Annotated in this window: 16 protein-coding genes and 1 pseudogene; 9 read left to right on the top strand and 8 right to left on the bottom strand. The window is 73.0% G+C overall.

Annotation, left to right across the window (positions count from 1 at the left end; genetic code table 11):
* Positions 1 to 277: 277 nt before the first annotated feature.
* Positions 278 to 1,261: an EamA family transporter gene (locus ACLQ2U_RS10070; RefSeq protein WP_425750299.1), complete on the bottom strand. Its 984-nt coding sequence runs from the start codon at positions 1,259 to 1,261 to the stop codon at positions 278 to 280.
* Positions 1,262 to 1,594: 333 nt separating this feature from the next.
* On the opposite strand from ACLQ2U_RS10070, the pseudogene ACLQ2U_RS10065 reads away from it, so the two are divergent.
* Together ACLQ2U_RS10065 and ACLQ2U_RS10060 are read left to right on the top strand one after the other, a co-directional pair.
* Positions 1,595 to 2,074: pseudogene (locus ACLQ2U_RS10065) on the top strand (LppU/SCO3897 family protein); the annotation flags it as partial.
* A gap of 140 nt (positions 2,075 to 2,214) precedes the next feature.
* Positions 2,215 to 3,456: an AAA family ATPase gene (locus ACLQ2U_RS10060; protein ID WP_425750298.1), complete on the top strand. Its 1,242-nt coding sequence runs from the start codon at positions 2,215 to 2,217 to the stop codon at positions 3,454 to 3,456.
* Between the two features lie 9 nt (positions 3,457 to 3,465).
* Here the strand turns inward: ACLQ2U_RS10060 and ACLQ2U_RS10055 are convergent, their stop codons facing one another.
* Complete coding sequence (locus tag ACLQ2U_RS10055; RefSeq protein WP_425750297.1) at positions 3,466 to 4,011, bottom strand: GNAT family N-acetyltransferase; 546 nt, start codon at positions 4,009 to 4,011, stop codon at positions 3,466 to 3,468.
* A 134-nt stretch (positions 4,012 to 4,145) separates the two neighbouring features.
* Between ACLQ2U_RS10055 and ACLQ2U_RS10050 the strand changes: the two genes are divergently transcribed.
* Entirely contained in the window at positions 4,146 to 4,691 is a 546-nt protein-coding gene (locus ACLQ2U_RS10050; protein WP_425750296.1) for a DoxX family protein, read from the top strand.
* Between the two features lie 203 nt (positions 4,692 to 4,894).
* Positions 4,895 to 6,340: a glycosyltransferase 87 family protein gene (locus ACLQ2U_RS10045; RefSeq protein WP_425750295.1), complete on the top strand. Its 1,446-nt coding sequence runs from the start codon at positions 4,895 to 4,897 to the stop codon at positions 6,338 to 6,340.
* Positions 6,341 to 6,464: 124 nt separating this feature from the next.
* Here the strand turns inward: ACLQ2U_RS10045 and ACLQ2U_RS10040 are convergent, their stop codons facing one another.
* The 5 genes from ACLQ2U_RS10040 to ACLQ2U_RS10020 all read right to left on the bottom strand — a co-directional run bounded on the left by ACLQ2U_RS10040 (position 6,465) and on the right by ACLQ2U_RS10020 (position 12,446).
* Positions 6,465 to 6,896, bottom strand: coding sequence for a molybdenum cofactor biosynthesis protein MoaE (locus ACLQ2U_RS10040; protein ID WP_425750509.1), 432 nt, complete (start codon positions 6,894 to 6,896; stop codon positions 6,465 to 6,467).
* Positions 6,893 to 8,152, bottom strand: a complete 1,260-nt coding sequence (locus tag ACLQ2U_RS10035) for a molybdopterin molybdotransferase MoeA (RefSeq protein WP_425750294.1) — start codon at positions 8,150 to 8,152, stop codon at positions 6,893 to 6,895. The genes ACLQ2U_RS10040 and ACLQ2U_RS10035 overlap by 4 nt, the downstream gene beginning before the upstream one ends.
* Positions 8,153 to 8,241: 89 nt before the next feature.
* Positions 8,242 to 8,712: a MogA/MoaB family molybdenum cofactor biosynthesis protein gene (locus tag ACLQ2U_RS10030; protein WP_425750293.1), complete on the bottom strand. Its 471-nt coding sequence runs from the start codon at positions 8,710 to 8,712 to the stop codon at positions 8,242 to 8,244.
* Positions 8,709 to 9,200, bottom strand: a complete 492-nt coding sequence (gene moaC, locus ACLQ2U_RS10025) for a cyclic pyranopterin monophosphate synthase MoaC (RefSeq protein WP_425750292.1) — start codon at positions 9,198 to 9,200, stop codon at positions 8,709 to 8,711. Before moaC ends, ACLQ2U_RS10030 begins: the two co-directional genes overlap by 4 nt.
* 240 nt (positions 9,201 to 9,440) lie before the next feature.
* Positions 9,441 to 12,446 (bottom strand): AfsR/SARP family transcriptional regulator, encoded by a 3,006-nt coding sequence (locus ACLQ2U_RS10020; RefSeq protein ID WP_425750291.1) that lies wholly within the window; start codon positions 12,444 to 12,446, stop codon positions 9,441 to 9,443.
* 595 nt (positions 12,447 to 13,041) lie between these two features.
* Here ACLQ2U_RS10020 and ACLQ2U_RS10015 point away from each other — a divergent pair.
* From ACLQ2U_RS10015 to ACLQ2U_RS09995, 5 genes are all read left to right on the top strand, one after another.
* Entirely contained in the window at positions 13,042 to 15,564 is a 2,523-nt protein-coding gene (locus ACLQ2U_RS10015; RefSeq protein ID WP_425750290.1) for a putative bifunctional diguanylate cyclase/phosphodiesterase, read from the top strand.
* Positions 15,561 to 16,865 carry a glycosyltransferase 87 family protein gene (locus ACLQ2U_RS10010; protein WP_425750289.1) on the top strand — a complete coding sequence of 435 codons (1,305 nt, stop codon included), beginning with the start codon at positions 15,561 to 15,563 and terminating at the stop codon, positions 16,863 to 16,865. Before ACLQ2U_RS10015 ends, ACLQ2U_RS10010 begins: the two co-directional genes overlap by 4 nt.
* Before the next feature lie 10 nt (positions 16,866 to 16,875).
* Positions 16,876 to 17,508: a phosphoribosyltransferase gene (locus ACLQ2U_RS10005; protein WP_425750288.1), complete on the top strand. Its 633-nt coding sequence runs from the start codon at positions 16,876 to 16,878 to the stop codon at positions 17,506 to 17,508.
* Between the two features lie 29 nt (positions 17,509 to 17,537).
* Complete coding sequence (locus tag ACLQ2U_RS10000) at positions 17,538 to 17,936, top strand: zf-TFIIB domain-containing protein (protein WP_425750287.1); 399 nt, start codon at positions 17,538 to 17,540, stop codon at positions 17,934 to 17,936.
* A gap of 92 nt (positions 17,937 to 18,028) precedes the next feature.
* Positions 18,029 to 18,709 carry a maleylpyruvate isomerase N-terminal domain-containing protein gene (locus tag ACLQ2U_RS09995; RefSeq protein ID WP_425750286.1) on the top strand — a complete coding sequence of 227 codons (681 nt, stop codon included), beginning with the start codon at positions 18,029 to 18,031 and terminating at the stop codon, positions 18,707 to 18,709.
* 86 nt (positions 18,710 to 18,795) lie between these two features.
* Here ACLQ2U_RS09995 and dnaB read toward each other — a convergent pair whose 3' ends face one another.
* Complete coding sequence (gene dnaB / locus ACLQ2U_RS09990) at positions 18,796 to 21,552, bottom strand: replicative DNA helicase (RefSeq protein ID WP_425750285.1); 2,757 nt, start codon at positions 21,550 to 21,552, stop codon at positions 18,796 to 18,798.
* Positions 21,553 to 21,778 lie beyond the last annotated feature (226 nt).

Genomic DNA, 21,778 nt, shown 5'->3' with positions numbered 1-21,778 from the left:
ACGGAGGTGGCACGCGGCCGGACGCTCGGACGAGCCCATGGCGTCACGCACCGTGATCCCGGTGCGTCCCGTCATCGTCATCAGCGATATGACTGAGAGGCATATTCATGCCTCTCAGTCATGTCGATCACCGCGGAATCTGCCCGGCCGGCCCGACACGCCGTGGCCCAGCACGCGCGACGGGCAACCGGCCGGGGGCGCCGGCGACCAGCGCCGCCGACCAGCGCACCGAGCAGCACGGCGGTGGCCACCAGGCCGACGGACACGGCCCGGGACGTTACCGGCGGGCCGGCTCCACGGCTGTCCCCACCGCGGCTCCCTCGACCGGCCGCCGGGGGCGCTCGGTGCTCACCACCAGGGCCACCCCGGCCACGATCACCGCCCCGCCGAGCAACACCTGCGCGGTGACCGGCTCGGCGACCAGCAGCGCGCCCAGCCCCACCGCGACCACCGGGTTGACGTACGCGTAGGTGGCGACCAGCGAGATCGGCGCGTGCGCCAGCAGCCAGACGTACGCGGTGAAGGCGACCAGCGAGCCGGCCACCATCAGGTACGCCAGGGCGAGCCAGGACCGGGTGGTCACCTCGGCCGGGGAGAAGCCCCGCAGCTCGCCCCGGCCCACCGCCAGCACGGCGAGCGCCGCCGCGCCGGCGAACATCTCGTACACGGTGGCGACGAAGGGATCGGCGGGCATCCGCAACCGGCCGGAGAGGAACGAGCCGATCGACCAGCAGGTGGCCGCGGCGACCACGGTCAGCGCGCCGGCCAGCGGTGCCGCGCCCGCGCCGCCGGTCGGCAGGACCAGCAGCACCAGCCCGAGGAAGCCCAGTGTCACCCCGGCGAAGGTCCATCCCCGGGGCCGGTCCCCGGTGGCCGTGCGGAGCACCACGACCAGCAGCGGGACGGTCGCCACCAGCAGCGCGGCGATGCCCGACGGCACCGCCACCCCGGGCGGGCCGGACTCGGCGAGCACCACCAACCCGTTGCCACTGGCGAGCAGCAGGAACCCGACCAGGGCGGCCGAGCCGAGCTGGCCCCGGTCGACCCGGAGTGCGCCGGGGCCCCGGCGCCACCGGAGGACGGCGGCCAGCACCAGGCCGGCGGCGGCGAACCGGGTGGCGGCCGAGGCGAGCGGCGGCAGCGACTCCACCGCGATCCGGATGCCGAGATAGGTGGAGCCCCAGAGGACGTAGACCAGGATCAGCGCGGTCCAGATCAGGGCGGGGCGGGCGGATGTCGCACTCGCGGGAGGTGAGCTCATCGGTGGACCAGGCTACGGTGACCAAGGCGTCGGCGTCCCTCCCGGGGTGGCCGGCCTTCAGCACTCGTATGCGGGAGGGCGTGCATGGCCAACTACGGACCCCCGGGTGGCGGTTCCGCGGAGCCGTGGGGTGGGCGACTCCCCGACGACGGGTACGGGGCCGCGCCGGAGCAGCGCGGCTGGGGCGAGCCCGCCCCGGGCTACCCGCCGCGGGAGCCGGCCGCCGCGCCGGGTCAGCCCTACCAGTCGTACGCCGGGCAGTCGGGCTACCCGCCGCAGGCCCCCGGCGGGTACGTCCCGACCGGGGCGTACGACCCGTATTCGACGGCCGGTCCGGCGGCGTACCCGGGCAACCCGGCGCCGAAGCGCGGCCGGGGGCCGCTGATCGCGGTGCTGGCGGTGCTGGCGGTGCTGGTGCTCGCCGGCGTGGGCACCATCTGGTACCTGCTCGGGCACGACGACGAGCCGAGCCCGGCGGCCGGCACCACCGCGCCCGCTCAGTCGAGCGCGGCGGTCCCCGGGCCGGCCGAGCCGGCGCCCACCACCCCGGCCCCCGCCTCGTCGGCCGACCCGCGGTTCGTCAAGGCGGGGCAGTGCGTGCGCAACGAGGGTCCGGCCGGCGGCAAGCCCAAGCTGCTGATCAGCGACTGCGCCCCGAAGACGTACGAGGTGCTGCGCCGCTTCGACGGGGCGACCAGCGGCGAGAGGGACGCCGAGGCGAAGTGCGCCCAGGTGAAGGGCTACACCAACTGGTACTTCTTCGACAGCGAGCTGGACACCCTCGACTTCGTCCTCTGCCTCAAGCAGCGCTGATCCCACCGGTAACCGAATCTGGGGCTCTCTAGCGTGGACGCTAGACAGCCCCAGATTCATCTCGAGGGCCCGAGACACGCCGGTAGCCCTGTCTATGCATCTCTAGCCCCGCGGCTAGACGGGCCGATACTGTGCGATGCGTGGATCCGGTCCGCAACCCGTACGCCCCCGGCGCCGGCCAGCGCCCGCCCGAACTCGCCGGCCGTGGGCGGGAGCTGGACGTCTTCGACGTGGTGCTGGAACGCATCGCCCGGGGCCGCCCCGAACGCAGCCTGATGCTCACCGGCCTGCGTGGCGTGGGCAAGACCGTCCTGCTGAACACCCTCCGCTCGCAGGCGATCAACCACCTCTGGGGCACCGGCAAGATCGAGGCCCGGCCGGATCAGTCGCTGCGCCGCCCGGTGGCCGCCGCGCTGCACATGGCGGTCCGCGAACTCGCGCCCCGGCACCGCGCCCCGGACCGGATCGACGCCTTCCTCGGCGTGCTCAAGGCGTTCGCCCAGCGGTCCGCCCCGAGCGGCCGCGGCGGCGCCGCCCCGAAGCTGCGCGACCGCTGGCAACCCGGCATCGACGTACCGGCGACCAGCGGCCGGGCCGACTCCGGCGACATCGAGATCGACCTGGTGGAGCTGCTCAGCGACGCCGCGGCGGTCGCCGCCGACGTGGGCACCGGGATCGCGGTCTTCATCGACGAGATGCAGGACCTCGGCGCGGAGGACGTCTCCGCGCTCTGCGCCGCCTGCCACGAACTGTCCCAGCTCGGCGCGCCGCTGATCGTGGTCGGCGCCGGCCTGCCGCACCTGCCGGCGGTGCTCAGCGCGGCCAAGTCGTACTCCGAACGGCTCTTCCGCTACCAGCGCATCGACCGGCTCGATCGGATCGCCGCCGACCACGCGCTCTGCGCGCCGGCCGAGCGGGAGGAGGTCGAGTACGAGCAGAAGGCGCTCGACCTGCTCTACGAGAAGTCCGGCGGCTACCCGTACTTCGTCCAGTCGTACGGGAAGGCGACCTGGGACCACGCCCCCCGCTCGCCGATCACCGCCGCGGACGTCCGGGTCGCCGCGCCCGAGGCGGAGTCCGAGCTGGCGGTCGGCTTCTTCGGCTCCCGGTTCGAGCGGGCCACCCCGGCCGAGCGGGAGTACATGCGGGCGATGGCGACGCTGTCCCTGGTGGCGGGGGAGGCCGACGGCGGCGGCCGGGACGACATGGACGCGGCCGTACCGACGGCGGAGATCGCCCGGGCGCTCGGCCGGAAGCCGGCCAGCCTCTCCCCGGCCCGGGACGCGCTGATCAAGAAGGGGCTGATCTACTCCGGCGAGCGCGGCACGGTCGCGTTCACCGTCCCGCACTTCGGCCGCTACCTGCGCACCCAGCCGGCATGAGCCCGGCGGTCAGACCCGGGACCAGGGCGCCGGGAAGACCGCCTCGCCACGCGGCACGGGCGGCTCGCCGCTGGTGGCCGGCGGCAGCACCAGCGCCTGCCAGGGCTCGCCCAGGCCCGACCAAGGGCTGGTCAGGCCCATCCGGTCCGCCCGGGTGAAGCCGAAGCGCCGGTAGTAGGCCGGGTCGCCGAGCACCACCACCAGTCGCTCGCCCAGCTCGGTCGCCCCGTCCAGCGCGGCCTGTACCACCGCCGTGCCGTGCCCGACCCGCTGCCGGTGCGGGGCCACCGCGACCGGGCCGAGCGCCAGCGCGGGGGCGCGGACGTCGTCGGACTCCACCCGGACCCGGCTCAGCAGGGCGTAGCCGACCACCTCGCCGCCGTACTCGGCCACCATCGCCAGCTCGGGGATCCAGGCGTCGGTGCCCCGCAGCTCCTCGACGAGGGCGACCTCGCCCGGGGTGGTGCCGTCCGGCCGGGCGAAGGCCGCGGCCAGCACCTGGCGGACCGGGCCGTGGTCGGCCGGGTCCTCGGGGCGGAGCCGCAGGGTGGTCACCCGCGCGACGTTACCCGCCGACGCCGGTCCATCAGCGACGGTCGCTCGGATCGGCGTGGCGTGATGTCCACGCCGGCCGGTCCGGATCGGCCGTTGCCCGGGTAGCAGCCGCCGCGACGGGGTATGACTGATCCATGAAACCCGTGCGCTCCCTCGCCCGTGTCATGTTGAGCGGCATCTTCGTGGTCAGCGGCGCTCGCATTCTCCAGGACCCCCAGCGCCTGGTCCCGGCCGCCAAGCCGCTGACGGACCGGGTCGCCCCGCTGATCACCCGGGTCGCCCCCCAGCTCCCCACCGACACCGAGACACTGATCCGCGCCAATGCCGCCGTGCAACTCGCCGCCGGTCTGATGCTGGCCACCGGGAAGTTCACCCGGCCGGCCGCGCTGGTGCTCGCCGGCACGCTGGTACCCACCACGGCCGCGGGACATCCCTTCTGGAACAACGACGACCCGGCGATGCGGAACAACAACCAGGTCCACTTCCTGAAGAATCTCGGGCTCTTCGGTGGCCTGCTGCTCGCCGCCGCGGACACCGAGGGGAAGCCGGGTCTGCGCTGGCGGGCGGGTCACCGCATCGGCCACTCTCAACGTTCCGTGCAGCGCGCGGTGCGTACCGCCCGCCGGGAAGCCCGGATCGCGGTCCGGTCCGCGTCCGCCGCCAGACGACTTCCGGGCTGACCTGCGTCAATACGGCCATCACCCCCGCAAGGCCGCGAATTACCTGAACCACCCGACAGCCGTTAACGCGGTGGAAATGTCAAAAACATGTGTGGGATCGGACACGGTCGCATAACGCGGGAGGCATCAACGTGAGGCGCCGTTCTAGGCTCCGTACCGGACCTGGACGGGTAGGACGATCTTGGTACGGGGGTGGCCACGCCATGCCGGCGACCGTCGGTAGACGGGTGGACCGCCTCGCCCCAGTCCGTCGCGCAACGCGTGGTATCGATCGAAGGACAGTCGTACGGACCGGCGTCGTGGCCACCGTCGCCTACACCGCATGGCTCGCCATCGGTGCGTTCGGGCGGCCGTACAACTTCTTCGACATGAAGATCTACCACGGCGCGGTGGTGTGGTGGGCGAGCGGTCATGACCTCTACGAGTTCATCGCACCCACCACCACCCTCGGGTTCACCTACCCGCCCTTCGCCGCGCTGATGATGCTGCCGATGGCCCGCCTTCCGATCGAGGCCGCCGGCTGGATCAACGCGGCGGTCAGCATCGCCGCTCTGGCGGTCGTGCTGGCCGCGCTGCTGCGCCCGATCGTCGACCGGCTGGCCTGGCCGCTCTGGTTCACCGTGGCCGTCGCGACGCCGATGGCCGTCGCCCTCGAGCCGGTCCGGGAGACCCTCGGGTACGGCCAGGTCAACCTGCTGCTCTTCGCGCTGGTCATGGCCGACCTGGTGGGGTTGCGCTGGCGGTCCCGGCGGGGCACCCACGGCCGGCCCACCGACGGCGCGTTCCTGCGCTTCCTGCACAGCGGATCCTGGGCGGGCGCGGGCATCGGCCTGGCCACCGCGGTCAAGCTGACCCCCGCGCTCTTCATCGTCTACCTGCTGATCACCCGTCAGTGGCGTACCGCGGCCACCGCCGTCGGCACCACGATCGGCGTGACCATGGGGACGTTCGCGCTGGTCGGGACGGAGTCGCGGGCCTACTTCGGCGGCGTGCTGTGGCATACCGAGCGGGTCGGGGCCGCGGACATGACCCCCAACCAGTCGCTGGCCGGCCTGCTGGCCCGGCTCTACGACTCGATCGAGACGCCCGGCCTGCTCTGGCTGGCGTTCTCCGTGCTGATCCTGGCGCTCGGGCTCTCCCGGGCGGCGAACGCGCGCGCCGACGGTGACGAGCTGACCGCGTTCACCCTGATCGGGCTGACCGCCAACGTGATCAGCCCGATCTCCTGGTCGCACCACCTGGTCTGGGTCATCCCGGCGATCGTCGTGCTGGCCGACGCCGCGGTACGCCGCCGCGAGGCGAGCCGGGGCCTGTCCCCGCGGCCCGGACAGGTCTCCGCGTACGGGGGGCCGCCCGGGGTCAACGGGCTGCGCCCGCCGATCTGGTACCCGACGCTCACCGGCCTGCGGCACGGCGTCGCGGCGGCCGGGCTCTACCTGCTCTTCGTGATCTCGCCGATCTGGCCGTACGAGCACCAGCTCCCCGAGGTCTCCCACTACCAGGACGGCCTGTTCGGCGCGCTGATGGAGAACTCGCTCGCGCTGGCGTTGATCGTGCTGGTGGCCGCGCTGCCGTGGCGCCCGGGCGCCGAGCCCGCCTTCTACACCGACCGGCTCGCCCGGGTCGCCACCGCGACCGGCCGCCGCTGACCCTCCCGCTCACCGCCCCCGCCCGATCGGTGCGGGCGACTTTTTCAGAGAAAGAGCGGCTTTCCGACGCGGAACAGCCACTCCTTCTGTGAAAGTGCGCGGATCTTGGAGGGGCGGGGGGCGGCTAGGGGCAGTTGACCCACTCTTCGGTGCCGTCGGCGAAGACCTGCCGCTTCCAGATCGGCAGCCGCGCCTTGACCTCGTCGACCAGCCGGGCGCAGGCCGCGAAGGCCGCCGTCCGGTGCGCGGTGCTGACCGCCGCCACCAGTGCCACGTCGCCGATGTCCAGCCGGCCGATCCGGTGCGAGACCGCGACCGCGTACACGTCGGGGTCGGCGGCGACCTCGGCCGCCACCTCGCGCAGCACGTCGACGGCGCTGGGGTGGCCCTCGTACTCCAGCAGGGTGACCGGCCGGCCGTGGTCGTGGTCGCGGACCACGCCCTGGAAGGAGACCACCGCGCCGGCCCGGCGGTCGGCGACCGCCGCCTCGTGCGCGGCGAGGTCGAGCGGCTGGTCGGAGACCGCGAGCACGGTCACCGCCGGGCCGGCGGTCACCACGACCGCTCCCCGGGCAGCAACGGCAGCGGTACGACCGGCACCCGCGCGCCGACCTCGCCGATGGTGCCGGGGCGGATCACCGCGAAGCCGTCGGCGCCGGCCAGCCCGCGCAGCATCGCCGAGCCGACGTGCCGGACCGGGTGGGCGGTGTCGGTGGCCCGGTCCAACCGGACCAGGGCGAGGTGGGTCTGGTCGCCGCGACCGGGCACGGGCTCGGCGAGTGTCGCGTGCGGCAGCACCGGCATCGGCCGGCCCTGGAGGCCGGCGAGGAGCGGGGCGACCAGCGAGACCAGGGCGACGATCGCGGACTGCGGGTTGCCGGGCAGGCCGGCGACGAACCGGACCCGGCCGTCGTCGCCGGCGAGCCGGGCGAGCAGCATCGGGAAACCGGGGCGGACGGCGACCGTGTTGACCACGTAGTCCGCGCCGAGCGCCTCCAGCGTGGGGTGCAGGTGGTCCACCGGGCCGTGCATGGTGCCGCCGGTGGTGCAGACCAGGTCGGCGCCGGCCAGCGCGGCGCGCAGGGCCGCCACGTGGGCGGGGAGGGTGTCCGCCACCGGGCCGACCACGTCGGACGGGCGGACCTGGCAGCCGTAGCGGCGCAGCCAGGCCGGCACCGCCGGGCCGAGCGCGTCGCGGACCCGGCCCGCGCCGGGCGGACCGCCGGTGAGCAGCTCGTCGCCGAAGACCAGCAGCGCGGCCCGGGGCTGCCGGCGGACCCGCAGCTGGTCGTGGCCGCAGGAGGCGGCCAGCCCGATCAGCGCCGGGTCGACCGGGGTGCCGGCGGGGAGGAGCTCCTCGCCCGCGGACGCCTCCTCGCCCGGCTCGCGCCACTCCGGCGCCGGCCGGGGCGTGCCGGCCACCCGGCCGTCGGCGGTACGGCGGGACTCCTCGATCCGCAGCACGGCGGTCGTGCCCTCGGGGACCATCGCGCCGGTGGCGATCTCGACGGTGGTCCCGTCGGCGGTCAGCGGGGGCGGGCTGTTGCCGGCCAGCACCCGCCCGACGACGTCCCAGGGGCCCTCGCCGCGCACCGCCCAGCCGTCCACGCTGGAGGTGGGGAAGGCGGGCAGGTCGGTCTGGGTGGTCAGCGGCTCGGCGAGGGTGTGCCCGTCGGCGTCGGCGAGCGGCCGGCTGACCGCGGGCAGCGCCGCGGCGAGGCCCACCGCGTAAACCCGGGAGCGGGCCTCCTCCCAGCCGGCCGGCGGCGGCGCCGCGACCTGCGCCGCGGCGGCGGCGGCTTCCGTGCTCACCGGGGGGCCTCCGTTCGCCGACTGCGGTGCGCGCGTCACCTCCGCGCGGTCACCGGGCGAGCCTATCGCTGTGGACGGTCGGCCGTGCATCAGTGGTCGCCACCGCGCAGCTGGTCGATCGCGTGCACGAGGATCGGGCCGAGCACGGCGAGCCCGTCCTTCGCGCCGCCGGTCGACCCGGGCAGGTTGACCACGAGCATCCGGCCGGCCACCCCGGCGAGCCCCCGGGACAGGGCGGAGGTGGGGACGCGATCGCGGCTGTGCGCCCGGATCGCCTCGGCGATGCCGGGGATCTCGTAGTCGAGCAGCGCCCGGGTCACGTCGGGCGTCCGGTCGGTGGGGGTGATCCCGGTGCCACCGCTGGTCAGCACCACGTCGACCCCGTCGGCCAGCGCGGCGCGCAGCGCCTCCCCCACTGGCTCGCCGTCGCGGACCACCACCGGCTCCTCGACGGCGCAGCCCAGCTCGCGCAGGCCCGCCACGAGCAGGGGTCCGCTGGTGTCGGCGTAGACGCCGGCCGCGGCCCGGTTCGAGGCCACCACCACCCGCGCCCGGATCACGGCCGGTCCTCCGGGCGGACCCACTCGCCGGTCTTGCCGCCCTCCTTGCGGAGCACCCGGACCGCGTCGACCGAGGCGGCCGGGTCGACCGCCTTGACCATGTCGACCAGGGCCAGCCCCGCCACCGCCACCGCGGTCAACGCCTCCATCTCCACCCCGGTCCGGTCGGCGGTCCGGGCGGTGGCGGTGATCTCCACCGTGTCGACGGTGAGCGTCAGGTCGACCGTGACGCCGTGCAGCGCGATGGGGTGGCAGAGCGGGATCAGGTCGGGGGTGCGCTTCGCGCCCATGATGCCGGCGAGCCGCCCGACCGCCAGCGCGTCGCCCTTGGGCAGGCCGTCGCGGCGGAGCAGGTCGACCACCTCGGCGGTGGTGCGCAACCGGCCGGCGGCGACGGCGAGCCGGCCGGAGACCGGCTTGGCGGAGACGTCGACCATGCGGGCCGCGCCCGCCGCGTCGACGTGGCTGAGCTGCGCGGGTTCGGTCACGGTGGCGAGCCTATCTGCCGGGTACGACCGGGGCGCCCGGCCGGTGAGGGAGGGGCCCGGCCGGTTCCCGGGCCGCGCCCCTCCCTCACCTACCCGCCGTCAGGAGTCGCTGGGGGGACCTCGACGTGCGGGGGCTTCGACGGCCCGGTTCTGACCACGGCCAGAACCTCCCCCGTTCGCCGGCTGTTGGCACGCTAACGGTAGCGGCGATAAGAAATCGATAAGCGGCGAATCAGCAGGTCAAGCTTCACGGGCCGGACGGGGCGGCTCCGTCCCGGAGAGGCGGCGGCGCACCTCGTCACGCTCGGGTACGTCCATCCGTTCGAAGATCGCCAGCGCCCGCTGCCAGTGCCGGCGCGCCTGCGCGGGATCGGCCTCGACGAACCGTTCAGCGAGTCCGGCGAGCGCACGGCCCTGCTCGTACGGATGGGCGATCCGGGTGGCCACCTCGAGCGCCCGCTGGTGGAAGCGGGCCGCCTGTCGGAGTTCTCCCTGCGCGGCGAGAGTCAGGCCCAGTTCGTTCAGGGCCATACCCTGGGTGTGCCGCTCCCCGTGGTCGATCGCCAACTCCAGGGCCAGCTCGTGTTGGCGTCGCGCCTCGTCGAGGAGACCCAGTCCGCGCAACGCGGCTCCCAGGTCGGCCCGGGTCTCCGGCTCGCCGTACCGGTGCCCTGTGCGGTCGCGGAGTGTCAGCGATGCCTCGAGGAGTCGGACGGCCTGCCCGAACCGACCGAGTCGGGTCTTGACCGTGCCGATGTGTGCAAGCGCGTTCAGCAGGTGGAACTGGTCGCCGAGGAGCCTCGCCATGTGCAGGTGGAGCCGGTGCACACGCAGGGCGTCGTCGTACCGTCCCATCGTTGAGTAGACGAGGCCGAGGTTGGGCAACAGGAGCCCCAGTTGCAACCCGCCGCGACACCGCTCCTCGAGGAGCAGGTCCTCACCCAGCCGGACGGCCGCCTGGAGGTCGCCGGTCAGCCAGTGGATGGCCGACAGATTGCTGCGGAACCGGATGACGGTGGTCCGGTCACCGAACTCCTCGTACGTCCTGATCGCGGACTCCAGGAGGCTCAGCGCCGCACGGTAGTCACCGGTCCGGACGTACGCGGACGCGAGATAGTTCTTCATCGCCGCCGCGGCGGCCCGGTCACCGCTGCGCTCCGCGGCCGCGAGCCCCTTGTGGTGGGTCAGGATGATGTCGTCGAAGTAGCTGCGCATGTAGCAGAAGCGCCACAGGGCCCGGGCCATCCGCCACGCGTAGCCGTCGCGGCCGGTGCTCTCGGCGAATGCCACCAGTGCCGTCAGATTCGCCCGTTCCCGCTCCAGCCACTCCACCTCGGCCGGACCGAACGCGTCGATGAGGTCGGGGCGCGGCGCGGGCTCCCGCACCAGCCGCGCCTCCGCGAGCATCGGCTGGATGACCACGGCGATCTTCAACGCCATCCGCAGACAGAGGTCCAGGAGGCGGTCGACGGCCTCGATGCGGACCCGCGGTTCGTCGAGGTGCCGGGAGAGCTCCGTCGCGTACTGCCGCATCAGGTCGTGCAGTCGGTACCGCCCGCTGCCGACGTCCTCGAGCAGATGACGGTCGACCAGTTCGTCCACGGTCCGGGCGGCCTCGTGCAGCGGAAGATCGGCGAGCGCCGCCGCCATCGGGAGGCTGAAGTGGCTGCCCGGGTGGATGGCCAGCATCCGGAACGCGTACCGGGTCCGTTCGCTGAGCGGCCCGTACGAGGTGCCGAACGCGTCGGCCACCGTCCGGTGTTCCACCGCCAACTGGCTGACCGCGCCCCGGCCGGAGGCGAGCTGCTGGACCAGGTCCGCCACCCGCCAGCTCCCGCGATGCGCCAACCGGGCGCCGGCCAGCCGGATGGCCAGGGGGAGGTACCCGCACCGGCGGACCACCTCCAGAGCGGCTTCCGGCTCGGCGCCGACCCGTGCCGCCCCGGCCGTCACGGCCAACAGCTCCACCGCCCCTTCCGGACTGAGGACGGGAAGCGACTCGGGCACGCCCGCCTCGGCCGCGAAGAGCCGGTTGCGGGCGGTCACCAGGACCACCGCGCCCGGCCCGCTGGGCAGCAACGGCATTACCTGTTCGCTGCCGCCGGCGTTGTCCAGGACGATCACGGCGTGGCGGCGGCTCAACTCCCGGCGCCAGAGCTCGATCCGGTCGTCGAGGTCGCTCGGCACCCGGCCAGCCGGCACACCGAGCTGTCTCAGCAGGGTGAGCAGGATCGCCGACGGTTCCAGCGGTGGCGCGTGACCGTGACCGCGCAGGTCGATGAAGAGCTGCGCGTCCGGGTACGCCGGGGCCAGGCGGTTGGCGAGGTGCACGGCCAGCGCCGTCTTGCCGCAACCCGGCATACCGTCAACGACTCGAACCACAGAGCCAGAACCACCCTCACGGGTGATGTTCCTCAGCAGTCTGCCGACGACGGCCTCGCGCCCGACCAGCTCCGGCACGGCGCGCGGAAGCCAGTTGAGCACGGAGGGGGCCGGCTGCTCCTGCGAAGGTTCCTCCGGCCTGGTGGAGTCGTCCACAGACCCACGGGGGCGGCGGGCACCGACAGCTACCCGACGAAGTCGCTCCAACTCCTCGCCGGGGGCGACTCCCAACTGCTCCGCAAGCGCCCGGCGAGTCGCGTCATGTACCGAGATCGCCCCAGCCACGTCGTCCGCCTCGATCAGCGCCCGCATCAGCAACGCCTGGGACTGCTCGCGAATCGGCTCGTGCGACAGGCGGGTACGCAGCAGTGACACGGCGAGTTCGGTGCGGCCGGCCTCCAGGTGCAGTTCGGCGAGGAGTTCCACCGCCGAGCGGCGCTCCTCCTCCATGATTTCCCGGCAGGCGGACAGCGCCGGCCCGAGGGGCAGGCCGGCGAAGAGCGGCCCCTGCCAGGACTCGACCACCGAGGCCAGCAGCTCCGCCGCGCGGTCCAACCGGCCTCGCCGGACCAGTGTCCGGGCCTCGGCGCACTGCACCGTCGCGCGAGTCGCGTCGACGAGGTCCTCGTCCACCGAAAGGCGATAGCCGCGGTTCTCCCGGACCACCACTGCGTGCGCCCCGGCGGAGTCGAAGGCCCGGCGCAGGTTGGCGGCATAGGTACGAATGTTGGGGACGGCGGACCGAGGCGGGTCGGCAGGCCACACCTCGTCCACCAGCCGGTCCACGGTGACCAGTTGGCCGGGGTGCACGGCGAGCATCGCCATGACGATCTGCTGCTTGGGTGTGCCGAGGCGCACCGCCATGCCGCCGATCCTCACTTCGAAGCCACCCAGGGTCCGTATTTCCATGAACGCAACGGCTCCGGTTAGGCGGATGTTCAGGGAATCATCCGCGAAGCTTAGCGATCACCGGCAATTCCGACCCGCCGCGACGAAACGGCGTCCCACCCGGGAAGCGTGAAGGCTTCGGATGCCCCCTCCGCTGATCCGTTCCGCCGATCGAACTGAAGTGCGGATGAGATCTCCCCGTCCAGGTATCAGACTGTGGGCGGGGCGAACGTCACTTCTTCGGACTGACCACCCGACCACATTGCGCAGCGGATCGCACACGCAAAGGAGGCCTCGGCCGCTCTCCGCACAGCCCAGGTGGACGGAAAGTCATGAATAGCCAGAGTATTGACTAATGTTGAATACAATCACATATATCCCTGCTTAACGCCTCCATCCTGATTTATGCTGCCATTCATCAACGAAGTGGCACACGGCATTTGTCGAGTGCCGGGGGTCGAAGGAGGCAGGGACATGCGCGGTAGTGACTGGGGCTGAAAACCTGACGTGAGAACCGCGGCGATCGCACGATAGGCTGCGCTCACAGGGCAAGTGGTCAGCCGGGAGTGGTATGACGCTTACCAGGCGACGTGAGAATGAGACCGATCGGCAGCTCCGGCTGCTCGTCGGTCTCGTCGTCGTTCTCGCCGCCTGCGTGACCGTCGGCGCGCTCTGGACCGGGTGGGCGCAGGCACGCCCCCGCTCGGGCGACGACGCGATCACCGCGCTGATGCTCACCCTACTGATCGCGCTGGGCACTCTCGTCAAGGCCCGCATCCGCATCCGGTCGACAACACACCTCATCAGCTGGAACGAGACCGCGATCGTCCTCGGTGTCGCGGTGGCACCAACGTCCTGGGTGGTGCTCTGCACCGGCATCGGGGTAGCCCTCGCCTCGCTGCGGCTGCCCGCGATCAAGCTGCTGTTCGGGGTCAGCAAGAACATCATCGTCGCCGCCGGGGCCGGTGGCGCGCTGGCCTTCCTGCACTGGGGCTCGACGTCGGACCTGCCCCGCATGGTCGCGGTGCTCGCCGGCGCGTACCTGGTCGCCGCGGTCCTGGACGACGTCCTGGCGATACCCGTCATCGCCCTCGCCTCGGGCACCCAAATTTCGCGCCAGTTCCGGAGCAACCTCGACCTGCGACTCGGCGGTTTCGCGGTGCGCTTCGTGGTAGCCGCCTGCACCCTGATCATCCTGCGCGCCGATCCACGGCTGCTGCTGGCCATGCCTCCCCTGGTGCTCAGCCTGCACCTGGCCTACTCCACCCGGATCCGCACCCGCACCGAACAGCAGGCCTGGCAGCGCCTCGCCCGCACCACCGACGCGCTCAACGTGGTCGACCTGGACGACGTCCTCACCACCGCCGTCACCCAGGCCGCCGAGCTCTTCTCCGCCGACGAGGTCGAGGTCGAGCTGCGCGACCGCAGCCGCTCCGTCCGCGGCGCCAACGGCACCATCACGTACGACGGGCCGGCCGGTGAGCCGAGCACCGTCGACGGGTCGGTGATCCCCTCCCGACTGGAGGGGCACGACGGCACCGCGGACGTCGGGATGCTGAGGCTGCGCTTCCGCGGGCCGGTGCAGCTCTCCGAGCGGGAGCAGTACACCCTGCGTACCTTCGCCTCGGCGCTGTGCACCGCGGTCCGCAACGCCCAGGCGTACGCCGAGCTGGCCCGGGTGGCCGACGAGCACGCGCACGCCGCCACCCACGACGCGCTCACCGGCCTGGCCAACCGTCGCGACCTGCTGGAACGGGGCACCGAGCAGATCGCCGAACGGCACGCCGAGGGGGTGACCGCGCTGGTGCTGATCGACCTCAACCACTTCAAGGAGGTCAACGACACGCTCGGTCACGCCGCCGGGGACCAGGTGCTGATGCAGGTCGCCGACCGGCTGCGCGCGGCCGCGTGCCCCGACGACCTGGTGGCCCGCCTCGGCGGCGACGAGTTCGCCGTGCTGCTGCGTGGCCTGCCCGCCCCGGCTGTCGCGGCGCACCGGGCGGAGGCCCTGCTCGGCGCCCTGCACGAGCCCCTCGACGTGGACGGCATGCGGATCAGCGTGGAGGCCAGCGGCGGCATCGCGGCGGCCCCGGCCAGCGGCGGCATGCCCGAGCTGCTGCGCCGCGCAGACGTGGCGATGTACCAGGCCAAGCGGGCCGGCCAGCGGATCTCCACGTACGCCCCGGGCCGGGACACCGCCGACCTCGGCCGGCTCACCCTCGGCGGCGAGCTGCCCCGCGCGGTCGCCGACCACGAGTTCACCGTCAACTTCCAGCCGATCGTCGACCTGGGCACCGGCGAGGTGACCGGCGCCGAGGCTCTGGCTCGCTGGCACCATCCCACCCACGGCATCATCGACCCGCTGCGCTTCCTGGACGCGGTGGAACGCTCCGGCCTGCTGCCGGCGTTCGCCGAGGCGATCCTGGACCAGGCGCTCATCGCCGTCGGCAGCTGGCGGGCGGCCGGCTTCGACCTGCCGGTGTCGGTGAACGTTTCCCCCCGCAGCCTGCTCGACGCCCGGTTCCCGGGTGCGGTGCTGGCCCGGCTGCGGGCACACGACCTCCCGCCGGACCGGCTGGTGCTGGAGCTGACCGAGACGCTCACCCTCAGCCAGCTCGACGTGGTCGACCGGGTGCTCAGCCGGCTGCGCGAATCCGGCGTCCGGCTGGCCCTGGACGACTTCGGCACCGGCTACTCGTCGCTCTCCCTGCTCTCCCGCATCCCGGTGCACGAGCTGAAGATCGACCGCAGCTTCGTCACCGCGATGGAGAGCTCGGCGGAGGCGGCGGCCGTCATCCGCTCCACCCTCGACCTGGGCCGCAGCCTCGACCTGGCGGTGGTGGCCGAGGGGGTGGAGAGCGAGCCGCAACGCCGGGCGCTCTGGGAGCTGGGCTGCGCCGCCGGCCAGGGTCACCTCTTCGCCCGTCCGCTGCCCGCCGGCAGCCTGCTCGCCGCCCTCCAGCGCGGCTCGGGCGGGCGCCCCGGCGCGCTCGTCCCGCCGCTGCACGACACCGGCGCGGTGATCCGCCTGTCCACCGGCCGCCGCCAGCCCGGACGGAACCGCGCGACGGGTCTGCCACACTTGCCGGCGTGACCGCCGCCGACCGAGCCACCCGCGCTTGGCGGGCCGTGGACTCCGCCGCCGGCCGCCTCGCCCTCGACCTCGGCCTGTACGCCGCCTCGGCCGCCTTCGCCGCGGTCACCGCGATCACCTCCACGCTGCCGCCGCACCGCTCCTGGGGTAGCGTCGCCGCGCTCGGCTACCTGCTCGCGACGCTGCTGGTCACCGGTCAGCTGCTCGCCCGACGGGCGCGTCCGGCGTGGGCGGGAACCGGCGCACGCGGGGTGGTCACCGGGCTGACCTGGGCGGCCACCGCCCTGCTGCCGCTGGCGCTCCAGGCCGTCCAGCGGGCGTCCGGGCGGACCGACCGGGCGCAGGAGGAGGTGGTGGTGGTCGAGCAGGCCGGCATCCTGCTGGCCGGGACCGGCACCCCCTACCTGGGGCACGACGCGATCGCCGCGCTCCCCGCCGACGAACGGCTGCTCGGCTACACCCCCTACCAGCCGGGGATGGCGCTGTTCGGGCTGCCCCGGGCCGCCGTCGACGCCTGGTGGACCGACTCACGGGTCTGGTTCGCGCTGGTCACCGCGCTGGTGCTGGCCGTCGCGGTGGTCACCCTGCGGGCCGGCGGTCGGCCGGCGGCGGACCGGCCGGCCGGGTCGGCGGTGCTCCGGGGCGTACAGGCCGCGACCGTGCTGCCGGTCTGCGCGCTCACCCTCGCCACCGGCGGCGACGACCTGCCCGTACTCGCGCTCTGCCTGCTGGCCCTGGCCTTCGCCGCCGCCGACCGGTCGGGCAGGGCCGGCGTGGCGGTCGGGCTCGCCGGGGCGTTGAAGCTCTTCGCCTGGCCGGTCGCCCTGGTCCTGATCTTCTGGGGGGCCACCCGGCGGTCCGGGGTCAGGGTCGCCGCCGGCGCCCTCGGCCTGCCACTCCTCGCCCTGGTCCCGGCCCTGCTGGTGGACCGGGACGCGCTGGTGGAGAACGTGCTGCGCTTCCCGCTCGGCCACGGCCTGGTGACCAGCCCCGCCCAGTCGCCCTTCCCCGGCCACCTGATCGCGACCGCGCTGCCGGCCGGCCGGGTGGTCGCCGCCGCACTGCTCGTGGCGGTCGGCGCCGCGATCGCCGTCCGGCTCGTCCGCCGCCCGCCGCGCACCGCCGCCGCCACGGCGGTGATCTGCGGGTACGGGCTGCTCGCCGCGATCCTGCTGATGCCCTCGACCCGCTTCGGCTACCTGCTCTACCCGCTCGCCCTGCTGGTCTGGGCACCCGCCCTGCACCCGCTTCCGGCCACGGTTTCGGCGGAGTCACCGGCGAAGGTCCCTCTCAGGGCGTAGACCTGAGGGCATGAGCACCTACCGCGATCGTGAGGACGCCGGCCGGCAGCTCGCCGACCGTCTCTCCGGCCTGGTCGGGCAGCCGGACGTCATCGTGCTGGGGCTGGTCCGGGGCGGGGTGCCGGTCGCCCGGGTGGTCGCCGACCGGATCGGCGCGCCGCTGGACGTCCTGGTGGTCCGCAAGCTCGGCATGCCCTGGGCGCCGGAGTTGGCCTTCGGCGCGCTCGGCCCCGCTGGCGTGCGGGTCCTCAACGAGTCGATCGCCTCCGGGCTCGACCCCGACGCCATCGCCGAGGTGCAGCGCCGCGAGCAGGCCGAGCTGGAACGCCGGGAGGCCCGCTACCGGGCCGGCCGACCGCCGCTCGACCTCTCCGGCAAGACCGCGGTGATCGTCGACGACGGTCTGGCCACCGGCGCCACCGCCCGGGCCGCCGTCCAGGTCGCCCGCCACCTCGGCGCCCGCCGGGTCGTCGTCGCCGTCCCGGTCGGCTCCCAGGAGGCGTACGAGCTGCTGGCCGCCGAGGCCGACCAGGTGGTCTGCGCCCAGCGCCCGCCCGAGTTCGGCGCGGTCGGCGCCTACTACGAGGACTTCCACGAGATCTCCGACGACGAGGTCACCGAGACGTTGATCGCCACCGCCTGAAGGTCGCCTCGACCGGGTACCGTCGAGCAATGCAGCTCACCTGCCCGAAGTGTCACGGAGACATGCGCCAGTACGAGCGCAGCGGAGTCGTCATCGACCAGTGCACCGAATGCCGGGGGATCTTCCTGGACCGCGGCGAACTCGAGAAGCTGTTCGAGGCCGAGGCCAACTGGAACCAGCAGCAGGGTGCCCCCGGGCAGCCGGCCCAGGCCCCCGGCCAGCAGCACGTCCACACCCAGGGCGGGTACCCCCCGCCCCCGCCGCCCCCGCCCGCGCACCAGCCGGGCTACGGCGCGGTGCCGCCACCGCCCGCCCCCGGCTACCCGCCGCAGCCCGCGTACGGCCACGGGCAGCAGCAGCACCACGGCTACCACGGGCACTACAAGCGCAAGAAGCACAAGAGCTTCCTCGACGAGATGTTCGGCTGAGCACCTCGGCGACCGGGCCGGTTCCGCGCCGGCCCGGTCGCGCCACCCGGGCCGTCGTACCGACCGGTCGCCCCCGTGCGACGCTGGACGTCATGACGCTCGCCCGGCAGCACTCCGCGCTGGCGCAGGCCTACGACGGGATCACCCGGGTCGTGGCCGAACTCGACGACGCCGGCCTGCAACGACCCACCCGGCGCCGGGGCTGGCTCGTTGCCGACCTGCTCTTCCACGTGCTCTGCGATGCCCAGCGCGCGCTGGTCACCCTGGCCAGCCCCGCCGACGGCCCACCCGACGTGGACGACGTCAGCTACTGGCGGTCCTTCCCACCCGGCGGCGACGGGGACGGCGCCCGGCACGCCTGGTGGGCCCGCCGCTCCGCCGCCGCCTTCGAACGCCCGAGCGGAGTGGTCCGGATCTGGTCCGACACCGCCCCCGCCGCGGTCCGCGCGGCGGCAGCGGCGGACCCGGACGGCTGCGTCACCACCCAGGGGCACGTGCTGCGCGTACCGGATTTCCTGGCCACCCTGACCACCGAGGCCGTCATCCACCACCTCGACCTGGTCCTCGACCTGCCGGACGCGCCACCCCCCGGCCCGCTCGCCACCCGGGTCGCCGTGGCCACCATGGACGGCCTGGTCAGCGACGACACCGTCCGCCCGGCCGGCTGGGACGACGCCGAATACCTGCTCAAGGCCGCCGGCCGGGAGCGGCTCACCGACCGGGACCGGCAGGAACTGGGCGAGGCCGCCGGTTGGTTCCCGTTGGTCGGCTGACCCTCAGTCGAGCACCGCGCCCGCGCTGGTGTGACGGTTCCGGCGCCGGAAACTCATCGCGCCGCTGTTGCCCGCTCACGATCAGGTCAGACGATGGCCATGTCGACGAAGCGGGACAGGTGCAGCTGGGCGGCGACGGTGATGCTGTCGGTCGGGCCATTTCGATGCTTGGCCACAATAAAATCCGCCTCACCGGCGCGCGGCGACTCCTTGTCGTAGTAGTCATCCCGGTGCAAAAGGATGACTACGTCGGCATCCTGCTCAATTGATCCCGATTCGCGCAAATCGGACAACTGCGGGCGCTTGTCCGTCCGCTGCTCCGGGCCACGATTCAGCTGGCTGACCGCGATCACCGGGCACCCGACCTCCTTGGCCAGCAGCTTCAGGCCACGGGAGAGGTCCGCGACCTCCTGCTGACGGCTCTCCGTCCGCTTTGGCGAGGTCATCAGCTGTAGGTAGTCGACCACGATCATCTTGAGGTCGTGCTTCTGCTTGAGCCGACGCGCCTTGGCCCGGATCTCCATCAGGTTCATGCTCGGGGTGTCGTCGACGAACAGTGGCGCCTCGCTGATCTCGCCCATGCAGCGGGCCAGCTTGGTCCAGTCGTCGTCGGAGAGCTGACCGCTGCGCAGCACGTGCAGCGGGACCCGGGCCTCGGCCGAGAGCAGTCGCATGACGATCTCGACCTTGCTCATTTCCAGCGAGAAGATCGCCGCCGCCTGGTTCGCGCGGATGGCGGCGTGCCGCGCGAAGTCCATGCTCGCCGTGCTGTTGTGGGTGGGGATCATCGACCGACCGGCGAGATACAGATGCTCGTCGTTGTCGACCGTCACGCAGCGCACCGGCACACTCGACACCGGACGCACGTCAACGATGAAGCGACTACCCGTGCGGGTGTTGGTCTCGCTTCGAAGGCGCAGGCGGTGAACCTCCCGCTTCCGGGACAGACGGAAGACCTCATCGGTGGTGGTGAAGTTCAGGTTGTAGGCGACCGAGGACTCCGGGGTCCGGCCCTTTACCGCCTTGCGCGCGACGGAGCAGCGGTACCCGAGGCTCACGATCAGCTCGTAGACGCCCTCGGCGAGGCGAGCCGAGGTGGTGGTGTACTGCACGTTACCGACGTTGGTGACCGTCCCGTCGGTGTCAAGGAGGCCAGCGAGCAGGGCTCGCCGTTGGCTCTCCGAAGCGCGCAGATACTCGGCCGGGATGTGCTTGTTGTCGAGCACATCAACCGCACGCAACATCTGCACCAGCGACCATGTGCTGTGGACGCACCGCGGGCAACCGCCGCGCCCGGCGCACGACGGACACGAACTGGGCCGAACCGTGTAGAGGGTCGAAACGGCGGCCGACGGCACCGTCTCAAATCCCTCGCTCTCGATGCAGCGCAGGATTTCCGGGTCGACCGTGGTGATCCGGCTACCGGCGCTGTGTCCGTCTCCCAGCCACGCGCCTAGCGTGTACGGAGGAACGGCGAGGTCCCGGGCTGGGAGTTGAAGGGCGCTGGCGTTAGGTACGGCGTGATTCAGCCGCCGGTCGGCGGTCTCGGTTCGCAACGTCGCGCGGATCTGCTCGGTCGTCACCACCTCGGCGTGCTCGGCGGCCGACAGGGCGGCCGTCCACTGGTCGACACGATGCAGCAACCCTTGATAGAGCTCCCGAGCCGGGTAAGTACGCGCTGGCCCGGCCCCTGGGCGGTCACGCATGCGGGAGGGCGTTCTCGCCGGCAGGCCCCGCGTGACCCGCTGAGCCGTGTGCACGAACTCCGCCCCGATCGCGTCAGCCAGCTCAGCCATGGTGACGTCGCCCCCACCTTGGGCGTCCCTGGCGACCCGCCGAAGACGCTCGGCGGCTTCCGGAGACCAGTAGCTCCGCCGACGGGTGCCGCTGGCCCGGCGACTCGCGCGGGTGGTGGTCTTCCACAGATGCTCGCCGTCGGCCACGATCACCGAGCCGTCCGAGAACTCGACCTCGTAGCAGGGACGGTCATGACGGACCTCGAAGGCGTTGGTGACAGTCGTCGGCTGGCCGTCGGCAGCAATGAGCCGGTCACCCACCTTCACCTCGCCCATGGTCGTCCAACCGGCCGGGGTGGGCAGCGGGGTGTCGAGGGCGAGGGCCTTACCCAGACCGGGCCTTCCGGCCACAATGATGAGCTGCCCCGGGTGCAGGCCGTTGAGCAGCCGATCGAGGTCGGTGAACCCGGTCGGCACGCCGCTCATCACGCCGCCCTGCGCCCCGACCGCCTCGATCTCGTCCAGGGTCGGCTGGAGCATGTCGGCCAGCACCGCGAAGTCCTCGCTGACCCGGCGCTCGGTGATCTCGTAGACGGCCTGCTGGGCGAGGTCGACGACGTCGTCGACGTCGCGGCTGCCGCCGTTGGCGGTGCCGTAGCCGAGCTGCACGATCCGGGTTCCGGCCTCGACCAGCCGGCGCAGCACGGCCCGCTCGCCGACGATCCGGGCGTAGTACGCCGCGTTCGCCGCGGTCGGCACGCTGGCGATCAGGGTGTGCAGGTAGGGCGCGCCGCCGATCCGGCCGAGGTCGCCGGAGTCGGAGAGGGCCGCCGCGACGGTGATCGGGTCGGCCGGCTCACCCCGGCCGTAGATGTCGAGGATCGCGTCGAAGATGGTGGCGTGCACCGGCCGGTAGAAGTCGGTGGACTTCAGAATCTCGACTACGTCGGCGATGGCGTCCTTGGAGAGCAGCATGCCGCCGAGGACGCACTGCTCGGCGGCGACGTCCTGGGGCGGGGTCTTGTCGAAATGCCCGTCGCGCGGGGCCGGTGCGGGCGACTGCCCGCCGGCTCGGGGCTCCGCCCGCATGTCGTCGGTGACCGACACGGATCCCCCTCCACTGCATCGTCGACTACCAGCTCTACCGCCCGGGTGCGACAACTTCCGACGGACCGGTCCGGTCGGTCGGGGGCCATCGCGCGACCGGGTTGGTGCCCCACGATACGGAGTCCGAGGTCAGACCCCAACCAGGCCGGTGGACAAGCCTCGGGACAACCTGTGGACGTCGGCGGACGAGCATGTGCGCAGCGTGTGCACAGGTTGTGGACAACTG

It is taken from the genome of Micromonospora sp. DT47, from assembly GCF_049844475.1.
Lineage (GTDB): Bacteria > Actinomycetota > Actinomycetes > Mycobacteriales > Micromonosporaceae > Micromonospora.
Note: the sequence above shows the minus strand (reverse complement) of the source record. Positions and strands in the feature narration are given on the sequence as shown.

Excerpts from the sequence above, each read along its gene's own strand:
- ACLQ2U_RS10015 (WP_425750290.1), top strand. The coding sequence starts at position 13,042 with ATGACGCTTACCAGGCGACGTGAGAATGAGACCGATCGGCAGCTCCGG.
- ACLQ2U_RS10020 (WP_425750291.1), bottom strand. The coding sequence starts at position 12,446 with ATGGCGGTGCGCCTCGGCACACCCAAGCAGCAGATCGTCATGGCGATG.
- ACLQ2U_RS10005 (WP_425750288.1), top strand. The coding sequence starts at position 16,876 with ATGAGCACCTACCGCGATCGTGAGGACGCCGGCCGGCAGCTCGCCGAC.
- ACLQ2U_RS10000 (WP_425750287.1), top strand. The coding sequence starts at position 17,538 with ATGCAGCTCACCTGCCCGAAGTGTCACGGAGACATGCGCCAGTACGAG.
- ACLQ2U_RS10050 (WP_425750296.1), top strand. The coding sequence starts at position 4,146 with ATGAAACCCGTGCGCTCCCTCGCCCGTGTCATGTTGAGCGGCATCTTC.
- ACLQ2U_RS09995 (WP_425750286.1), top strand. The coding sequence starts at position 18,029 with ATGACGCTCGCCCGGCAGCACTCCGCGCTGGCGCAGGCCTACGACGGG.
- ACLQ2U_RS10045 (WP_425750295.1), top strand. The coding sequence starts at position 4,895 with ATGCCGGCGACCGTCGGTAGACGGGTGGACCGCCTCGCCCCAGTCCGT.
- ACLQ2U_RS10070 (WP_425750299.1), bottom strand. The coding sequence starts at position 1,261 with ATGAGCTCACCTCCCGCGAGTGCGACATCCGCCCGCCCCGCCCTGATC.